The sequence below is a fragment of the Pelomicrobium sp. genome (assembly GCF_036803785.1).
Taxonomy (GTDB): Bacteria; Pseudomonadota; Gammaproteobacteria; order Burkholderiales; family UBA6910; genus Pelomicrobium.
In genome coordinates, this window is sequence record NZ_DAIRTR010000066.1 from 1 (window position 1) to 17001 (window position 17001).

A 17001-nucleotide genomic window follows, 5' to 3' on the forward strand; every position below is an offset into this window, starting at 1 on the left:
GCTTCTGGGGGTGTTCCTGGGGGTGGCGGGGGCCTCCTTCGCAGTAGCGTTGCCCCTCGCTTCCCGCTGGTATCCCCCTGAGCACCAGGGAACCGCCCTGGGCATCGCCGGCGCCGGCAACTCCGGCACAGTGCTGGCGGCGCTGTTCGCCCCAGGGCTCGCCCAAGCCTTTGGCTGGAACAACGTCTTCGGTCTGACCTTGATCCCTCTGGGGATCGCCTTGCTGCTCTACCTTGTCCTTGCCAAAGACAGCCCGGAGTGTCCTGCGCCGAAGCCCTTGGGCGAATACTTGCGTGTGCTCAAGGACCGGGACGCCTGGTGGTTCATGTTCTTCTACGGCGTTACCTTCGGCGGCTTCGTGGGTCTAGCCTCCTCGCTCACCATTTACTTCAACGATCAGTACGGCTTGGACCCGGTCTCGGCGGGTTACTTCACCGCCGCGTGCGTGTTCGCTGGCTCCTTGGTGCGTCCCGTGGGCGGGGCGGTGGCAGACCGGATCGGCGGGGTCCGCACGCTGAGCGCCGTCTACGGGTGTGCTTCGCTGTTACTTGCAATCGTCAGCGCGGGTCTCGGTTACGCCTGGATGGCCTTGGGCGTCTTCGTGGCTGCCATGCTGTGCCTCGGTATGGGCAATGGCGCCGTGTTCCAACTGGTGCCCCAGCGGTTCAGGAAGGAAATCGGCGTGATGACCGGGCTGGTGGGCATGGCGGGCGGCCTGGGCGGCTTCTATCTCGCCGCCAGTCTGGGCTACTCGAAGGAGCTGACGGGAGATTATCGGGTGGGGCTGCTCATATTCGCAATGTTAGCGTTGCTCGCCCTGGCGGGCCTCTATGGCGTGAAGGGCCGCTGGCGTACCACTTGGGGCGCGCCTCACTTGAGCGTAGCCAAAGTCTGACACCCATGACGATCATGGCAGAAGCTACGCTTGAGCGGATGGGCCAAAACGTGCCGCCGCTGCGCTGGGGCGGTCGGCTCGAAGTCGAGTTCGGACACGCGACTGACCCGGGCTGTCGCCGCCACAACGAGGACTCATTCGGCGCCGCTACCCCTGAGGACGAGCGGCGGCGCTCCACGCCGGGAAAGGGGTTGGGGCTTGCCTGACAAACCCCGGCACCCCCCGCTACATGGCGCCGGAGTGCATCGCCGGAAAGCCCGCCAGTGTGCAATCGGACCTCTATGCCGCCGGGGTGAGCCTCTACCATCTGCTTACCCGCCGCTATCCCTACGGCGAGATCGAGCCGTTCCAGCGCCCGCGCTTCGGCGACCCGGTTCCTCCGTCTGGTTACCGTCCGGACACCCCCCTCTGGTTCGAGGAAGTGATTCTGAAGGCAGTGGCCCGGGACACGCGGCACCGATTCGAAACGGCGGAGGAGATGGTGCGGGCCTTGGAGCGGGCAGATCAACGGCCGATTGGCGTGCAGCGCGTAAGCCCCCTGGTGGAACGCGACCCCCTGGTGCTACGGCAGTGGCTCGCCCTTGCGCCTCTAGCGATGAATTTGGTGCTGATCTACCTGGTCGTGGCGGGGGTTTGAGCGGCACCACGGGCGTGCATCGCCAGCCGAAACGCACCGCGACGGTGCGTTGAACTGCAGGGGCGCCCGGAGCTGCGAAGGCGCAAGCGCCGGTGCCCGCGGGAAAAATTAGCTCCTGCTCCTCGTTCTGCGCCTGGCATAGCAGTTGCTAAAGGCGAGTGAAGCGGGGGAATCCCGAGGACTCCCCCATGCACCCGACCAACGGCGGCCGAGAACGAGGGGGTCTCGAGGACAAAGGCGTCCACGACCGGCAGCTTCCGGGGTCTTGGGCGCTTTTTGATTTATGGCCACGGCATCGGGCGGTAGCGTCGCAAGGAGGACAGGGTGAGCAAACCGAGACTCGTGGTGGTGGGCAATGGCATGGCCGGGGTGCGCACCCTGGAGGAGCTGCTCAAGCTCGCCCCCGATCTGTACCACATCACCGTTTTCGGTGCGGAGGCCTATCCCAACTACAACCGCATCCTGCTTTCCCCGGTACTGGCCGGGGAGCAGACTTTCCAGGACATCGTGCTGAATGACCTGGACTGGTACGCCCGGCATGGGATCCGTCTCCACCTCGGCAAGAAAGTCACGAAGATCGACCGGATAAAGCGGGAAGTGGTGGCCGAAGACGGGACGCGCGCGTCCTACGACCGGCTATTGCTCGCCACCGGCTCCAACCCGGTGATCCTTCCCATTCCTGGCCATGACCTGGAAGGGGTCGTCACCTACCGGGATGTGGAGGACACCCAGGCCATGATCGAGGCGGCGGCGCGCTACCGCCATGCGGTCGTGATCGGCGGTGGACTGCTGGGATTGGAGGCGGCGAACGGGCTCAAGCTGCGGGGCATGGACGTGACCGTGGTCCATCTCATGGAATGGCTCATGGAGAAGCAGCTCGATCGCACGGCGGCGGGACTGCTGCAGCGCTCGCTGGAAGCGAAGGGCTTGAAGTTCCGCTTGAGGACGCAAACCCGAGAAATCATCGGGGGCGAGAACGGACGCGTGCAGGCGGTGGGCTTCGCCGACGGCAGCCGAATTCCCGCCGACCTGGTCGTGATGGCGGTCGGCATACGCCCCAACACGGCGCTGGCCGAAGCGGCCGGCCTTCATTGTCACCGTGGGATCGTGGTGAACGACACCATGCAAACGTTCGATCCGCGCATTTACGCGGTGGGCGAATGCGTGAATCACCGAGGGGTTGCCTATGGGCTGGTGGCCCCTTTGTTCGAAATGGCAAAAGTGTGCGCCAACCACTTGGCCATGATGGGCATCGGCCGCTACGAAGGCTCGGTCACTTCCACTAAGCTCAAGGTGACCGGCATCGATGTGTTTTCCGCGGGCGATTTCCTGGGGGACGAGGGCACCGAGGAAATCGTGCTCTCGGATCCGGTGGGCGGCGTGTACAAAAAGCTGGTGATCCGGGACAACGTGCTCGTGGGCAGCGTTCTCTACGGCGACACCGTGGATGGCGCCTGGTATTTCCAGTTGCTGCGCGATCGCCAGAACATTGCCGAGATCCGCGACCACCTGATGTTCGGCCATGCTCACCTGGGCAACGCCGGGCACTTGGGCCAGAACAAGGCCGTCGCCATGGCCGACGACATGGAGGTATGCGGCTGCAACGGCGTATGCAAAGGCACTATCGTCAAGGCGATCAAGGAAAAGGGCCTGTTCACCCTAGAGGACGTGCGCCGGCACACCAAGGCTTCCTCCTCCTGCGGCTCGTGCACCGGCCTAGTGGAACAAATTCTCGCCTCCACCCTCGGCGGTGCCTACGCGCCCCAGCCTACGGCGAAGCCCCTGTGTGGCTGTACCGACCTTACCCACGAGGAAGTGCGCAAGGCGATCCGGGAGGAAAAGCTGCTTTCCATTCCCGAGACGATGGAATTTCTCAACTGGCGCACTCCCAACGGTTGCGCCACCTGCCGCCCGGCGCTCAACTACTACCTCATCTCCACTTGGCCCCACGAAGCCCAGGACGATCCCCAGTCCCGCTTCATCAACGAGCGTGCTCACGCTAACATCCAGAAAGACGGCACATATTCCGTAGTGCCGCGCATCTACGGGGGCGTCACTTCGCCCCAACAACTGCGCCGCATCGCCGACGTGGCGGAGAAGTACAAGATTCCCACGGTCAAGATCACCGGCGGCCAGCGTATCGACCTCTTAGGAGTAAAGAAGGAGGACTTGCCCAAGGTATGGGCGGATCTGGACATGCCATCGGGCTACGCTTACGGGAAGGCGTTGCGCACGGTGAAGACTTGCGTCGGGAGTGAATGGTGCCGCTTCGGCGTGCAAGACTCGACCCGAATGGGCATCGAGCTGGAGAAGGCCTTCGAGCGCATGTGGGCTCCCCACAAGGTGAAGATGGCAGTATCCGGCTGCCCGCGCAACTGCGCCGAATCCACCATCAAGGACGTGGGTGTGATCGGGGTGGATTCCGGTTGGGAGATCTACGTGGCAGGCAACGGAGGCATCAAAGCCGAGGTGGCCCAGTTCCTGGTCAAGGTGAAGACTCACGAGGAAGTGCTCGAATACTGTGGTGCCTTCATCCAGCTCTACCGGGAGGAAGCCCGCTACCTGGATCGCACGGTGCACTGGGTGAACCGGGTGGGGCTCGATTACGTGAAGTCCCGCATCGTGGACGACCCCCCGGGGCGGCGCGCCCTGTACGAGCGGCTGCTCTACGCCCTGCAGGGCGAGAAAGATCCCTGGCAAGCGTGCGTGCAAGGCGCCGCGGCCCACGAGTTCCAGCCGGTGCACATCGCGCCGCAGCATGAAGCGGCGCAAGTGTGAGCGGGTCTTGTCGATCGGGCGAGGATGCATGGAAGTGGATGCAGTAGCGAGGGAAATGGAGGAAGCCGTGGCGCCGACGTGTTCCTGGGTGCGGGCTTGCGCCCTCGAAGACGTGCCCCGCCTAGGGGCGCGTGTGGTGGTGACGGCGCAAGGCAGCATTGCCCTGTTCCGCACCGCCGACGACCAGGTCTTCGCTCTCCTAGACCGCTGCCCCCACAAGGGCGGCCCCTTGTCCCAGGGCATCGTCTTCGGGCGCAAGGTGGCCTGTCCCCTCCACGGCTGGAACGTCTGTCTGGACACGGGGCAGGCGGTGGCCCCGGACGAGGGTTGCGTGCCGGTCTATCCGGTCGAGGTGAAAGAGGGGGTGATTTTTCTCCAGCTTCGCGATCCTGGGGTTGGGCAGTGAGGGCTGATTGCCACAGGTGAGCGTCCATGCCCCACGTCAAATCCACCTGCTGCTATTGCGGTGTCGGCTGCGGGATCGTGATCGAAACCCAGGGCGGGCGCATCACGGGCGTCGTCGGCGATCCCCAGCATCCGGCCAATTTCGGCCGCCTGTGCAGCAAAGGCACGACGCTACCCCTCACCGCAAGAGCAGATGGCCGCGCCTTGTACCCGGAGCTGCGGCGAAGCCGAGGTGAGCCGCGCCGCCGCGCGGGGTGGGACGAGAGCCTGGACTACCTGGCCGAGCGGTTTGCCCGCATCGTGCTGGAGCACGGGCCGGATGCCGTGGGCTTCTATATTTCCGGTCAGCTTCTGACCGAAGATTACTATGTCTTCAACAAGCTGGCGAAGGGGCTGATCGGTACCAACAACATCGACTCCAACTCGCGTCTGTGCATGTCCTCGGCGGTGGCCGGCTATAAAGCGACCTTGGGCGCGGACAGCGTGCCCACCTGCTACGCCGATATCGACCATGCCCAGTGCCTGTTCATCGCCGGGTCCAACACCGCCTATGCCCATCCCGTCGTTTTCCAGCGCATCGAGGAGGCGCGCCGGGCGAACCCGGCCATGAAGATGATCGTGGTGGATCCCCGTCGCACTGACACGGCGGCCGCCGCAGACCTGCATCTTCCTATCCTGCCGGGCACCGACGTTGCTCTGTTCAACGGCATGCTCCACGTGATGATATGGGAGGGGCGGCTCAATGCCCCGTTCATCGAAGCCCATACTACGGGTTTCGACGCCCTCAAGGACGCACTGCGGGAATATACTCCCCAGGCGGTAGCGGGCCTGTGCGGCGTGGCAGCGCAGGACATCATCCAGGCGGCGCGCTGGTTTGCCGATTCTCCCGCCACCCTCTCCTTCTACTGCCAGGGCCTGAATCAGTCGGTCCAGGGGACCGAAAAGAACGCCGCCCTCATCAATCTGCATCTCGCCACCGGGCAAATTGGCCGCCCGGGCGCTGGTCCCTTTTCCCTCACGGGGCAGCCCAATGCCATGGGCGGGCGGGAGGTGGGCGGCATGGCGAATCTCCTTTCCGCCCACCGGGACTTGGCCAATCCGGCCCATCGGGCAGAGGTGGCGCGGCTGTGGGGCGTCGCGGAGGTGCCTGCGACGCCGGGCAAGACGGCGGTGGAGATGTTCGAAGCGGTCCGCACGGGAGAGATTAAGGCCCTGTGGATCGCCTGTACCAACCCGGCTCAATCTCTCCCCGAGCAGTCGATGGTACGCGCTGCCCTGGAGGCGGCGGCTTTAGTGGTGGTGCAGGAAGCCTACCGGGACACGGAGACTGCTGCCTATGCCGATGTCCTACTGCCAGCCGCTACCTGGGGTGAGAAGGAGGGCACGGTCACCAATTCGGAGCGGCGCATTTCCCGGGTGCGGGCGGCCGTGCCGCCCCCCGGAGAAGCGCGCCCCGACTGGGCGATTGTCGTGGATTTCGCCCGACGCCTGGAGCAGTACTTGCGCTTTGGCGCAAAGGCGGGAGGCCTTCCTTCCCTGTTTCCTTACCGGAAAGTGGAAGAGGTGTTCAACGAACACCGGGAAAGCACCCGGGGTCGTGACCTGGACATCACGGGGTTGAGCTACGCGCTGCTGGAGGCGCTAGGACCCCAGCAGTGGCCCTTTCCTGCGGGGGCGGCGCGCGGCGCCGAGCGGCTCTACACCGACGGCGTGTTTGCTACGGAAGACGGCCGCGCCCGGTTCGTGGCAGTATGCCCCCGCGCGACGGCGGAATCCCCGGATGCCCGCTATCCCCTGCGGCTTAATACCGGCCGACTTCGAGACCAGTGGCATGGCATGAGCCGCACCGGACGGGTGGCGCGGCTGTTCGGCCACGAGGAAGAGCCGCTGTTGTCGATGAACCGGCAAGACATGGCCCGGCGCGGACTGAGTGACGGAGATCTGGCACGGGTGGCGAGCCGGCGCGGGACGATCGTCCTGCGGGTGAAAGCGTCCGAAGCGCAGCGCCCGGGTCAGGTCTTCCTGCCCATGCACTGGGGTGCTCGCTTCATGGCGGGACATGGCACCAATGCCCTCACGGTGAAGGCTTTCGACCCGGTCTCCAAGCAGCCTGAGCTCAAGCACGCTGCCGTGCGGGTCGAAAAGGTCTCGCTCCCCTGGCGGCTCACTGCCATGGCGGTGGGGGAGACCGGGACACGTCTTGCTCGGCTCCAGCCGCTTCTCGAGCGCTTTGACTACGCGAGCTGCGGGCTCTTTGGCCACGAGGAAGCGTGCGTGATCCTGCGGGCGGCGGCCGCCTTTGCCGTAGATACGGCGCTCCTAGCCGAGATCGATCGCATCTTCGGGCTCGAACCGGATGCGGACGTCATGAGCTACGTGGACACCCGCCGGGGTATCGATCGGCGCGTGCGCATCGCTGGTGGGCGCCTCGCGGCGGTGCGCTTGATGGGTGAGACTGCGGCCCAAGCGTGGCTCAAGGACTGGATGACCCAGGGGGTGCCGGTGGACGAGCTGCGCCGCTTTTTACTGGCCCCGGTGCCAGCGGCACCGGCAGACTTTTCTCCTCGTGGCCGCGTGGTATGCAACTGCTGGAACGTCCCGGAGCGGGAGATCGCCGCGGCCATCGAGGCGGGTGCCAGCTTGCAAGCGCTGCAACAGACACTCCGCTGCGGCACCCAGTGCGGCGCCTGCGTACCGGAGTTGAAGCGCATGCTGACCTCCCACCGGCGGGCGGCATAGTACGGCATATCGAAAGGCTGCCCAATCGGGCGAGGTCAGACAAGCAGCCATGAACGCGAAACACGGCAAGGTCTATCTCATCGGTGCCGGCCCCGGGGACGTGGAGCTTCTGACCCTCAAGGCGGTGCGAGCCTTGGGCGAAGCACAGGTGGTGCTCATGGATGAGCTAGTAAACCCCGAAGTGCTCCAATTTGCCCGGCCGGATGCCCGGATCATCCCCGTCGGCAAGCGGGGCGGATGCCGGTCCACGCCCCAGGCCCTCATCGAGCGCTGGATGGTGCGCTATGCCCGGCGTGGCTGGGTGGTGGCCCGGCTCAAGGGAGGAGATCCCTTCGTCTTCGGCCGGGGCGGTGAGGAATTGCAAGCCCTCGCCCGGGCAGGCGTCGAGGCGCAGGTGATCAATGGCGTCACCGCCGGCATTGCCGCTGCCGCCGCTTTGGGCATTCCGGTGACCCATCGGGGCTTCACCCACGGTGTCACCCTGATCACGGGGCACACCCGGGACGGGGTGGAGCCCGACTGGGCAGCGCTGGCCTGCACCGGCACCACGCTCGTAATCTACATGGGCATGGCGCGGCTCGGTCCCATCACTGAGGCCCTCGTGCGCGGTGGCCTTGCGCCAGATACGCCGGCCGCGGCGATCCAGTCGGCCACTCTTCCCAACGAGCGCTCGGTGGTGAGCACCCTCGCCCGCATCGCCGCCGATGTCCGCGCTGCGGGCCTCGCCTCGCCGGCGATTGTAGTGGTCGGGCCCGTGGCCGCGCTGGCGCGGCTTCCCGCCCACGTCATCCCGCTCCAGCAAGTGGCCTGAGACGGCAGCGCCGCCTTCATGTCATTGGAATAGACCGTGAAAGGTGCTGCTCCGCCGACCGGAGCGCCAGCACCGCCGGCAGCGCTTGCCTGTGCGAGGCGGCGGCAGTGCTCGCTTGGGGACAAGGATTAGAGGGCCTCTCCGACCTGGGTCACGCGGATCCTTCCTGGAATGGAGCGCTTGGCTTGGCCAGGATCCGGTGTGCCGGCGGTGGAAGACCGGAGAAGCCGTTCCCGCCCTACTTGGGCCGCTCGGCAGGGGTCGCGACGGGCCAGCTCCGCCAGCCGCACGGCTTCGTCGAAGGTTTCAAAGAATCCCTCGATCCGATGCAAAGTACGGGCCACCCCAGCCCAGAATTGGGGGCGGGTTTTTAAGGTGAGCAGGGCTCCGTAGACGACCGCCACCAGAGCGAGGAGTTGCCCGATGCCCCATACTGCGGTGATCATGATCAAATCCTCCGGGATGTAACAGCTTTCTGTATTCTTATTATACTGCACTGCAGCAAAATGTCCAGTCCAAGAAAAATGTCCATGGATCAGAGAGAATTATTTATCAATCCATGGATAGGTGTAAGTGTGTGTCCACTGACAAATTTTCCCGAAGATTTTTTATTGCAATGCAGAATAAACTTGCGCCGCCATGCCTGACGCAACGACCGGTTTCGGTGCCCTGATCGTCGGGGACGAAATCCTCCGGGGAAAGCGCCAGGACAGGCATATGGCCAAGGTGATCGACATCCTGGCGCGCCGGGGGCTCGAGCTGGCCTGGTGCCATTACGTGGGGGATGACCCGGTGCGGCTCACCCACGCCCTGCAGGTCTCCTTTGCCACGGGGGACGTGGTGTTTAGCTTCGGGGGCATTGGTGCCACCCCGGATGACGTGACCCGTCAATGCGCGGCGGCGGCTGCGGGCCGGCCTTTGGTCCGGCACCCGCAAGCCCTGGCCCTCCTGCTGGAGAAGTTCGGTCAGGAGGCCTACCCGAAGCGGGTGCTCATGGCCGATTTTCCGGCCGGCGCCGAGATCGTGCCCAACCCTTATAACCAGATCCCCGGCTTCAGCCTGGGCCATCACCACTTTCTGCCCGGATTCCCGGAAATGGCCTGGCCCATGATGGAGTGGGTCCTGGACACCAAGTACCGGCACCTCTTCCACCCCGAACCCCGGGCCGATGCATCGCTCCTGGTCTTCGAGGCACCGGAGAGCGGACTCATCGATCTGATGCAGGAGGTCGGCGCCAGGTATCCCCGGGTCAAGGTCTATAGCCTTCCTAGCTTCACCCCCGAGGGGCGGCGGGTGGAGCTGGGGGTGCGGGGTCCCGCGCAAGAGGTTGCCCAAGCCATCGAAGCCTTGCGCCGGGGCGTGAGCGCCCTGGGCTTTCGCTGGGAGAACGCCCCCTGACCTGCCCCAGTAGAATGCCGTTTGAGGATAACACCATGGATCCCGTCACCCGCTTGGTGCACGCTGGGCAAGAGATCGACCGGGCGTACCGCAGCATCACCACGCCCATCTACCAGACGTCCACGTTTCGCTTTGAGGACGTGGGCGCGACGAGCGGTTTCGAATATACCCGACTCGGCAACCCCACACGCCAAGCCTTGGAGACGCTGCTGGCGGCGCTGGAGGGGGGCGTTGGCGCTGTGGCGGCGGCGAGCGGCATGGGGGCCATCTCCATCGCCTTGGCGGTGCTCGAGGCCGGTGCCCATGTGCTGTGCACCCGGGACTGCTATGGCGGCACCTACCGGCTCCTTGCTCACCTCCAGCGCCAGGGGACGTTGGAAGTAAGCTTCTTGGACTTGAGCGATCCGGCCGCCCGGGAGCAGGCGCTCAAGCCTACCACCCGGGCAGTCTGGGTAGAAACGCCGTCCAATCCCTTGCTGCGGATCACGGACCTGGCGGATCTCACGGCTTTCGCCCATGCCCGGGGTCTCCTGGTGATCGCCGACAACACCTTTCTTTCGCCCCTCCTGCAGCGGCCCATGGACTTCGGGGTGGACCTGGTGGTGCATTCCACCACCAAGTACCTGAACGGCCATGCCGACGTGGTGGGCGGGGCGGTGGTCGCCCGCACCGAAGCGCTCAATCGGGCGATCCAATTCGCCGCCAAGACGGGGGGCGCAGTGCAGGCACCCTTTGACGCCTGGCTGGTGCTGCGGGGGATGAAGACCCTGCATCTGCGCATGGCTGCCCATGAGGAGAACGCCCGCGCGGTAGCGGCATTCCTCGCGCAGCATCCCAAGGTGGAATGCGTCCACTATCCGGGCCTGGAGACTCACCCCGGTCATGCCCTGGCGAAGCGCCAGCAACGGGGCTTCGGCGGCATGGTGTCCTTCGCGGTGCGGGGCGGGGCAGCCGAAGCCCGGAAGGTGTTGCAGCGGACCCGGGTTTTCGCCCTGGCGGAATCCCTAGGAGGGGTGGAGTCCTTGATCGGCCATCCGGCCACCATGAGCCACGCGGCCATGCCACCCGAACACCGGCGAGCAGCCGGCATTGATGACCATGTGCTGCGCTTGTCGGTGGGCATCGAGGCCAGGCAGGACCTCATCGACGATCTGGAGCGATCGCTCGCGTGAACTTCGGCCGCTTTTTCTGCACGGTGCTGCTCTTGGTCGCCTGGCCGACCGAAGCTCAGCGCCTGCCGCTGTTCGACGCCCATATCCATTACAGCCACGACGTTTGGGAACGCTATTCCCCCCGCAAGGCCCTGGAGATTCTGGACCAGGCCGGCGTTACCCGGGCCCTGGTCTCTAGCACTCCCGACGAAGGCACAGTGCGCCTCTATGCGGCGGCGCCTGAGCGCATTGTCCCGGTGCTGCGGCCCTACCGGAACCCGGCGGATGTGGCCACCTGGCATCGGGACCCATCGGTCGTCCCTTATCTGGAGCAACGGCTGCGCCGCGGCATTTACCGGGGCATCGGTGAATTTCATCTCCAGACTGAAGAGGCTCGCTCGGACGTGGTCCGGGAGGTGGTGCGGCTGGCGGGACGCCAGGGGCTTTTTCTTCACGCCCACGCTGACGATCAGGCGGTGGAAATCCTGTTCGAGATGGATCCGGGCACCAAGGTATTGTGGGCCCATGCGGGCATGACGGCGGATCCCGAGACGGTGGGGCGTCTGCTGGACCGCTACCGCTCCCTTTGGGTGGAATTGTCCATGCGCAGCGACGTGGCCCCGGGTGGCACCCTGGACCCCCGATGGCGGGCCCTGTTCCTGCGGCATCCGGACCGGTTTCTGTATGGCACTGACACCTATTCTCCTGCTCGCTGGCCCCAGGTCCCGGCGATCGCCGAGGCGGCGCGCCAGTGGCTGCGGCAACTTCCTCCAGAGGTGGCGGAACGCATCGCCCACCGCAACGGGACGGCACTCCTCCAGGAATAAAAAACCCCGCCGGCTAGGCGGGGTTTGTCCCAGTCCGGACCTGCGCCTTCTTCAGGCAGTGGCGGGCTCGGGTTTGGTTTCTCCCGGTACTTGCCCAGACGGCCGCTTGTCGGTTCCTGGGGCTTGTTCTTTCAAGCGCTGCATTTCTTCCCGCGCTTTCTTAAGCGCCTCCTGTTCCCGGGCCAACTTCCATTCGTACCAGTCTTCGTAGCACATGGCAGGCCTCCTGTGTCGTCTGAAACCCCTGCCCGCCCTTTCCTCCCCGCGCGCGGTGCGAGTGTTGGCGTTCGTAGACGTATCCTACGCCGCTGGTGCTTGAGCGACAACGGGCCGGGCAAAGCAGCCTTGCCGCAAGAAGACGCACACCTGGTGCGCGACCTGGGCCGAGAAGAGCATCTCGGTGTGGGTCACGGGCAGCACCAGGGTGTCCGTGGCCCCGGGAATGTGCGTCTCTTCTATCCCCACGGTCCCGTCGTGGGGCCGGGGAGGGCGACCGACAATCATGCCCAGACCCAGGGGACGGTTGCCGGCGATGACGCCCAGCTCGGCCCTGCCTTCCCAACGGGGGCGTGCTGTGAGCAGGCCTTCCCGCACCGAGCGTCCCAGCAGCCAGCGGGTGAGGGGAAAGCGCGCAAGCTGCTCGGCCACCCGAGACCCCTGGTAGGGCGTGCCGAGGAAAACGAGACGTCCGAGGCGCTCCGGCGGCAGGCGGCCCAGGGCTTCGAGCACCACCAGACCTCCCAAGCTGTGGGCGACGAAGTGAAGGGGCCCGGGCAGGCTTTCCGAGAATCGTGCGAGCAATTCGCCATTGCGCTTGAGCGTCCAGCGCAGGTCATGGTAGGTGAAGAGGTGGGCCCGGAAGCCACAGCGCTCAATGCGGCGGGCAAGGGGTTTGAGCAGCCAGCCGTTCATGTACAGCCCGTGGACCACCACCACAGTGGGCGCAATCCCGGAGCCAGTCATGGCGACAACGCCCTCAACCAAGAAAAAGCGGGAACGAGATAAAGTGCTCGTTCCCGCAAGGGGGTCGGCACGCGCCCCCAGGGAGGTTGAGGCTGGGGGAGGCTATTCGCCAGGTGCCGGTGAACCGATCGATCAAGCCGTCTTCAGGGTTTCCAGGGCTGGGTGTTGGAACAGCCTCCACTGGTTGTCGGCTTCATTCTTGAGCTTAACCGTGTAAAGCGTCAGGGGCAGGGCCGAGCTCTTGTCGAACTCCGCGCCCGCTTCGACCCCCACCCGGGCGATATCGGCCGGGTTGTCGAAACGGTTGTAGGCCTGGTGCATGGCCCCCAGCGCGTACTCGTTCCCCGATCCAATGGCCCAGAACTTGTGGTACTCGAACACTTCCCGCATCGAGTACACGGCATAGATGCCCGAAGGGTTGGCGATCAGCGCCGTGATCTGGCTCGATTCGTACGGGTCGTCCTCGTCCTCGTTCGGGTTGAGGAAGTGTTCCTCCTTGAGGATCGGATGAATGCGCCGAAACGATTCGAAAATCTCGCTCTTGCTGTGCAGCTTCAAGTTTGGCGTTCCGCGAAACACGCTTTCCAGGACCAGATGGTGCGCCGCGCTGCCGCAAATGCCGATGTACGAGTCCCCGTACTTGAGAATTTTGTCGTGGGAGGCGTCATAGTGCGCCGGCAGCCGGGTGCTCCCGAACGTGGTCAGGGTGTCTGCGGCGATGGCGGCATAGCCGTTCTTCTTGGCGACAGCGATCGTGGTCATGAACTACTCCGGAAAGTCAGGGGGTCCTCCCGGCGGTCCCCCGGACGGGGAACACACGTGTGACCGGTCAGACGATGTACGCATTTTACCAGCCCCCTTCCCCATGCGACGCGGAGATTTTTTTGTGCATACCGGGAACTTCCTAAAACTATTTATTTTAGAATAACTTATGATATGGCATTCAATTTGCTAGGAAGGGTTTTGGGCAAGGGCCAAGACCGCCTTCGAAAGACCTCATTCAAGAGTCAAAATTTGAAACAGCCAACAATCAGGGGCTTAGCCAGAGGCGGGGCGGCGGGGCGCCGAGGAGCTAAAAAAGTATTTAGAAATTAACATGATAATTTTTGGTGGCCGGCAGGGGACTGCCAAAAAGAGGCTTGTTATCGCTTGAGCGCCAGGGTAAGCCCGTCTCCGATGGGCACAAGGGCGAGCTCTACCCGGCTCTCTCCCGACAGACGTCGATTGAAGGCACGCACCGCCTCTGTGGTGGGCTCGTGGTCGTCTGGATCGGCCACCTTACCGCTCCAGAGTGTGTTATCGATGGCGATCAACCCGCCGGGCCGCACCAAGGTCAGGCAGCGCTGGAAATAAGCCCAGTAGTTTTCCTTGTCGGCATCGATGAAAGCGAGATCGAAGCGCTCCGTCTCGCCGGAGGCGATCAGGGCGTCGAGGGTGGAAAGTGCCGGGGCAAGCCGCAGCTCGACCTTGTGGGCAACACCGGCGCGCTCCCAATAGCGCCGGGCGATGCGAGTCCACTCCTCACTCGTATCACAGGCGACCACGTGGCCGTCCTCGGGAAGCGCCAAAGCGAGCCACAGGCTGCTATAGCCGGTATAGACGCCGATTTCCAGATAGCGTCTTGCCCCCATGAGCCGAGCGAGCAGGGCCATGAATTGGCCCTGCTCGGGAGCGATCTGCATGCGCGCCAGAGGGTCAGCCCGGGTCTCGCGGCGCAGCTCCGCAAGGATGGGCGGCTCTCGCAGGGACACGGCGAGCAGGTAATCGTAGAGCCGCTCGTCCAGGGTGAAGGTTTTGTTGGACATGGCGTTTCATTAGACCAGGTGACGATTATAAACTTCCCGTTACAGCCGCTCCCCTTCCGGGCAGGCGGCGGGCGCTGTCTGTAAGGGATCGTCCATGTGTCAATTACTGGGGATGAACGCTAATGTCCCCACGGACATCTGTTTTTCATTTGAGGGCTTTCACCACCGGGGCGGACGCACCGACCACCACCGGGACGGCTGGGGAGTGGCTTTCTTCGAGGGGCCCGGGGTGCGCCTGTTCATCGATTCCCGCGCCACCATCGAGTCGCCCATCGCCGATTTCGTGCGTCAATACCCCATCCACTCCCTCAACGTGATTGCCCACATCCGCCGAGCGACCCGGGGCCCGGTGGCCTTGGTGAATACCCATCCTTTTCAGCGGGAGCTGTGGGGCCGTTACTGGGTGTTTGCCCATAACGGTACCCTCGAGGACTTCGCGCCCGCATTGGAGGGGCGCTATCGCCCGGTGGGCCAGACCGACTCGGAGCTGGCTTTCTGCTGGATGCTGGAAAACCTGCGGCGGCTGTTTCCCAAGGGCCAGCCAGAGCTGTCCGTCCTTTACGAAGCCTTGTGGGAGGCCGCCCGGGAATTGTCCGCCTTCGGGGTGTTCAACTTTCTCCTTTCCAACGGCGACTATCTTTTTGCCCACTGCTCGGACCATTTGTCCTACATCGTGCGCAAGGCCCCTTTCGGCCAGGCCCACCTGGTGGACGAGGACCTGACCGTAGATTTCAGCGCGCTCGCCGGCCCCGACGATCGGGTCTCGGTCATCGCCACCCAGCCGCTCACCGACAACGAAATCTGGACCCCTTTCCAGGTGGGAGAGCTGAAGGTCTTTCACAACGGGGAACCCGTGCCCATGTAGGCGGGTGCCGTGCGGCGGCGGGGCACCTGGCTCAGGCGCCAGTGGGCACGGGCCCATTGCCATACGCTCGCCACGTCCGCCCGCGCCAGCTCCCGCGGCGGGCGCTGGCCGAGAAAGGCCAGGGCCGCCGTAAGGTGCGCCGCAGCCCGCGTCGGCTCCACGGGCCGGGCGCGGGTCTGCTTGGAGAGCTTTTCCCCCGCTTCGTTCACCGCAACCGGCAGGTGGGCATAGCGGAGCGTGGGCAGCCTCAACAGCCGCTGCAGATAGATCTGGCGGGGGGTCGAGGCGAGTAGGTCGGCACCGCGCACCACGTGGGTGATGCCCTGGAGGGCGTCGTCCACCACGACGGCCAGTTGGTAGGCGAAGATCCGGTCGGACCGGTAAACCACGAAATCGCCCACCTCCAATGCGAGGCGCTGTCGTACCCAGCCTTGCACGGCGTCGTGAAATCCCACCGGTTCCGAGCAGGTGCGCACCCGCAGCGCCCGGGGACGGCGGGGGGTGCCCCCGCGGCAGGTGCCAGGATAGACGGGGCCTTCCACGCCGGAGAGTCCCGAGTCGGCGATCTCCCGGCGGGAGCAGGCGCAGGGGTAGAGAACGCCGCCTGCCCGCAGGGCATGAAGCGCCGCATGGTAGGCGCTTTCCCGGCGCGCTTGGTAGATCACTTCCCCGTCCCACTCGAAGCCACAAGCCTCCAGCGTGCGCAGGATCGCTTCCGCCGCTTTCGGCGCCACTCGCGGCCGGTCCAGGTCTTCGATGCGCACCCGCCACTGGCCTCCCTGGGTTTTCGCCTCCAGGTAACTGCCCACCGCCGCCACCAGGGAGCCGAAATGGAGCTCCCCTGTGGGAGAGGGGGCGAAGCGGCCACGGTAGGTCGTCTCGTGGGATGAATCGGGCTCCCTCATGATCCTTCTTCCTGCGTGCGAGTATACAAGCGTTCCTCACGGTGCTCGCCCAGGCGTCGTTCCCAAGCGACAGCCGATTTCGCCACAAATCCGGCAGATGACGCTGAATCCCGGGAAAGCGTCGCTCGGGCGCAACAGGCTCGATGGGCCAATGGATGCGGTGCCCGACCGTGTCGCATGGCCAAGCCATTGGTGTACATGAAAAAGCTTCAGAGCGAAGCGGATGGCATACCCCTAGCCTGGAAATAAATAAGGCCGATTTCTGTCGGCTTTAGATCGATTGCGAACCAAGGAGAGCGTGATGAAGAAGCTCTCAGCGTTGATGGTTGCCTTTGTCCTCGCGTCGCCCGCCGCTTGGGCCCAAGAGAGGCCGGCGCAGCAGACACCGCGGGGGACGGGTCCTCAGGTTGAACTTTTCAAAAAGCTGGACGTGGACGGCGACGGCCACCTGTCTAAGCTGGAGGCGGCGGCCGTGCCCGCGGACACGCGGCTGGATTTCGATGGCCTCGACCGGAATCGGGATGGCAAGCTGTCCATGGGCGAGTTCATGGCTCAGCCGAGCGTTTCGGGGAGGGCAGAGGGCAGACGGGTCGACTGAGTGGGCGGGAAAGGGCAAAAAAGGAGATTACGTTACATCGAGCTGCCCTTGACCGTGTATTGGCGTTTCTCGCCAGCTTGACCGCATGCGCTGGCTTGAGCGAGAGGGGGTGCGATACAGCGATCGACGCCAGCGTGGACGCTGCGGCCATCGAAAGTGCGCTGGCCGGCAGCCGCCGACGCGGCAGCCGGCGGCATCATCGGGCAGGACCCTCGAGGTCAGCA

The 17001-nt window shown here is 64.7% G+C and carries 18 protein-coding genes; 12 read left to right on the forward strand and 6 right to left on the reverse strand.

The window, feature by feature from the left end:
* The 7 genes from V7Q81_RS09145 to cobA form a co-directional block, all read left to right on the forward strand.
* Positions 1-895, forward strand: an 895-nt coding sequence (locus V7Q81_RS09145) for an MFS transporter (protein WP_333842338.1), incomplete at its 5' end; no start/stop codon positions are given.
* Positions 896-909: 14 nt separating this feature from the next.
* Complete coding sequence (locus V7Q81_RS09150; protein WP_333842340.1) at positions 910-1101, forward strand: hypothetical protein; 192 nt, start codon at positions 910-912, stop codon at positions 1099-1101.
* 23 nt (positions 1102-1124) lie between these two features.
* Complete coding sequence (locus tag V7Q81_RS09155) at positions 1125-1532, forward strand: hypothetical protein (protein ID WP_333842343.1); 408 nt, start codon at positions 1125-1127, stop codon at positions 1530-1532.
* Between the two features lie 360 nt (positions 1533-1892).
* Complete coding sequence (nirB, locus tag V7Q81_RS09160) at positions 1893-4310, forward strand: nitrite reductase large subunit NirB (RefSeq protein WP_442954801.1); 2418 nt, start codon at positions 1893-1895, stop codon at positions 4308-4310.
* Between the two features lie 28 nt (positions 4311-4338).
* On the forward strand, positions 4339-4716 hold the full coding sequence (nirD, locus tag V7Q81_RS09165) for a nitrite reductase small subunit NirD (protein WP_442954800.1): 378 nt from the start codon (positions 4339-4341) through the stop codon (positions 4714-4716).
* 26 nt (positions 4717-4742) lie between these two features.
* On the forward strand, positions 4743-7454 hold the full coding sequence (locus V7Q81_RS09170; protein ID WP_333842349.1) for a nitrate reductase: 2712 nt from the start codon (positions 4743-4745) through the stop codon (positions 7452-7454).
* 49 nt (positions 7455-7503) lie between these two features.
* A complete protein-coding gene (gene cobA / locus V7Q81_RS09175; protein WP_333842351.1) occupies positions 7504-8265 on the forward strand; it encodes a uroporphyrinogen-III C-methyltransferase in 762 nt (253 codons plus the stop codon).
* A 128-nt stretch (positions 8266-8393) separates the two neighbouring features.
* Here the strand turns inward: cobA and V7Q81_RS09180 are convergent, their stop codons facing one another.
* Positions 8394-8711 (reverse strand): hypothetical protein, encoded by a 318-nt coding sequence (locus V7Q81_RS09180; RefSeq protein ID WP_333842353.1) that lies wholly within the window; start codon positions 8709-8711, stop codon positions 8394-8396.
* A 193-nt stretch (positions 8712-8904) separates the two neighbouring features.
* Here V7Q81_RS09180 and V7Q81_RS09185 point away from each other — a divergent pair, with 193 nt between their 5' ends.
* From V7Q81_RS09185 to V7Q81_RS09195, 3 genes are read left to right on the forward strand one after another with little or no spacing between them, the layout of a single operon-like run.
* Positions 8905-9663 (forward strand): competence/damage-inducible protein A, encoded by a 759-nt coding sequence (locus tag V7Q81_RS09185; RefSeq protein WP_333842357.1) that lies wholly within the window; start codon positions 8905-8907, stop codon positions 9661-9663.
* Between the two features lie 35 nt (positions 9664-9698).
* Positions 9699-10835 carry a trans-sulfuration enzyme family protein gene (locus tag V7Q81_RS09190; RefSeq protein WP_333842359.1) on the forward strand — a complete coding sequence of 379 codons (1137 nt, stop codon included), beginning with the start codon at positions 9699-9701 and terminating at the stop codon, positions 10833-10835.
* Positions 10832-11641: an amidohydrolase family protein gene (locus V7Q81_RS09195; protein ID WP_333842361.1), complete on the forward strand. Its 810-nt coding sequence runs from the start codon at positions 10832-10834 to the stop codon at positions 11639-11641. Before V7Q81_RS09190 ends, V7Q81_RS09195 begins: the two co-directional genes overlap by 4 nt.
* Before the next feature lie 51 nt (positions 11642-11692).
* On the opposite strand, the gene V7Q81_RS09200 is transcribed toward V7Q81_RS09195, so the two are convergent.
* From V7Q81_RS09200 to V7Q81_RS09215, 4 genes are all read right to left on the reverse strand, one after another.
* The gene (locus V7Q81_RS09200) at positions 11693-11857 is read right to left on the reverse strand and encodes a hypothetical protein (RefSeq protein ID WP_333842364.1); all 165 of its coding nucleotides are present in this window, start codon (positions 11855-11857) and stop codon (positions 11693-11695) included.
* A gap of 84 nt (positions 11858-11941) precedes the next feature.
* Entirely contained in the window at positions 11942-12604 is a 663-nt protein-coding gene (locus tag V7Q81_RS09205) for an esterase/lipase family protein (protein WP_333842366.1), read from the reverse strand.
* Between the two features lie 132 nt (positions 12605-12736).
* Positions 12737-13366: an MFS transporter gene (locus tag V7Q81_RS09210; RefSeq protein ID WP_333842368.1), complete on the reverse strand. Its 630-nt coding sequence runs from the start codon at positions 13364-13366 to the stop codon at positions 12737-12739.
* A gap of 380 nt (positions 13367-13746) precedes the next feature.
* Entirely contained in the window at positions 13747-14409 is a 663-nt protein-coding gene (locus V7Q81_RS09215; RefSeq protein WP_333842370.1) for a class I SAM-dependent methyltransferase, read from the reverse strand.
* Positions 14410-14503: 94 nt separating this feature from the next.
* Between V7Q81_RS09215 and V7Q81_RS09220 the strand changes: the two genes are divergently transcribed.
* Positions 14504-15274: a class II glutamine amidotransferase gene (locus V7Q81_RS09220; RefSeq protein ID WP_333842372.1), complete on the forward strand. Its 771-nt coding sequence runs from the start codon at positions 14504-14506 to the stop codon at positions 15272-15274.
* Here V7Q81_RS09220 and gluQRS read toward each other — a convergent pair.
* Entirely contained in the window at positions 15247-16179 is a 933-nt protein-coding gene (gluQRS, locus tag V7Q81_RS09225; protein WP_333842374.1) for a tRNA glutamyl-Q(34) synthetase GluQRS, read from the reverse strand. The genes V7Q81_RS09220 and gluQRS overlap by 28 nt on opposite strands.
* Before the next feature lie 301 nt (positions 16180-16480).
* On the opposite strand from gluQRS, the gene V7Q81_RS09230 reads away from it, so the two are divergent.
* The gene (locus tag V7Q81_RS09230; RefSeq protein WP_333842380.1) at positions 16481-16777 is read left to right on the forward strand and encodes a hypothetical protein; all 297 of its coding nucleotides are present in this window, start codon (positions 16481-16483) and stop codon (positions 16775-16777) included.
* The last annotated feature ends 224 nt before the right edge of the window (positions 16778-17001 follow it).

What these genes read in the sequence shown, in the direction of transcription:
- V7Q81_RS09230 (WP_333842380.1), top strand. Translation starts at nt 16,481, where the DNA reads ATGAAGAAGCTCTCAGCGTTGATGGTTGCCTTTGTCCTCGCGTCGCCC.
- V7Q81_RS09220 (WP_333842372.1), top strand. Translation starts at nt 14,504, where the DNA reads ATGTGTCAATTACTGGGGATGAACGCTAATGTCCCCACGGACATCTGT.
- V7Q81_RS09200 (WP_333842364.1), bottom strand. Translation starts at nt 11,857, where the DNA reads ATGTGCTACGAAGACTGGTACGAATGGAAGTTGGCCCGGGAACAGGAG.
- V7Q81_RS09180 (WP_333842353.1), bottom strand. Translation starts at nt 8,711, where the DNA reads ATGATCACCGCAGTATGGGGCATCGGGCAACTCCTCGCTCTGGTGGCG.
- V7Q81_RS09155 (WP_333842343.1), top strand. Translation starts at nt 1,125, where the DNA reads ATGGCGCCGGAGTGCATCGCCGGAAAGCCCGCCAGTGTGCAATCGGAC.
- V7Q81_RS09170 (WP_333842349.1), top strand. Translation starts at nt 4,743, where the DNA reads ATGCCCCACGTCAAATCCACCTGCTGCTATTGCGGTGTCGGCTGCGGG.
- V7Q81_RS09150 (WP_333842340.1), top strand. Translation starts at nt 910, where the DNA reads ATGGCAGAAGCTACGCTTGAGCGGATGGGCCAAAACGTGCCGCCGCTG.
- nirD (WP_442954800.1), top strand. Translation starts at nt 4,339, where the DNA reads ATGGAAGTGGATGCAGTAGCGAGGGAAATGGAGGAAGCCGTGGCGCCG.
- V7Q81_RS09190 (WP_333842359.1), top strand. Translation starts at nt 9,699, where the DNA reads ATGGATCCCGTCACCCGCTTGGTGCACGCTGGGCAAGAGATCGACCGG.
- V7Q81_RS09210 (WP_333842368.1), bottom strand. Translation starts at nt 13,366, where the DNA reads ATGACCACGATCGCTGTCGCCAAGAAGAACGGCTATGCCGCCATCGCC.
- cobA (WP_333842351.1), top strand. Translation starts at nt 7,504, where the DNA reads ATGAACGCGAAACACGGCAAGGTCTATCTCATCGGTGCCGGCCCCGGG.
- nirB (WP_442954801.1), top strand. Translation starts at nt 1,893, where the DNA reads ATGGCCGGGGTGCGCACCCTGGAGGAGCTGCTCAAGCTCGCCCCCGAT.
- V7Q81_RS09185 (WP_333842357.1), top strand. Translation starts at nt 8,905, where the DNA reads ATGCCTGACGCAACGACCGGTTTCGGTGCCCTGATCGTCGGGGACGAA.
- V7Q81_RS09215 (WP_333842370.1), bottom strand. Translation starts at nt 14,409, where the DNA reads ATGTCCAACAAAACCTTCACCCTGGACGAGCGGCTCTACGATTACCTG.
- gluQRS (WP_333842374.1), bottom strand. Translation starts at nt 16,179, where the DNA reads ATGAGGGAGCCCGATTCATCCCACGAGACGACCTACCGTGGCCGCTTC.
- V7Q81_RS09205 (WP_333842366.1), bottom strand. Translation starts at nt 12,604, where the DNA reads ATGACTGGCTCCGGGATTGCGCCCACTGTGGTGGTGGTCCACGGGCTG.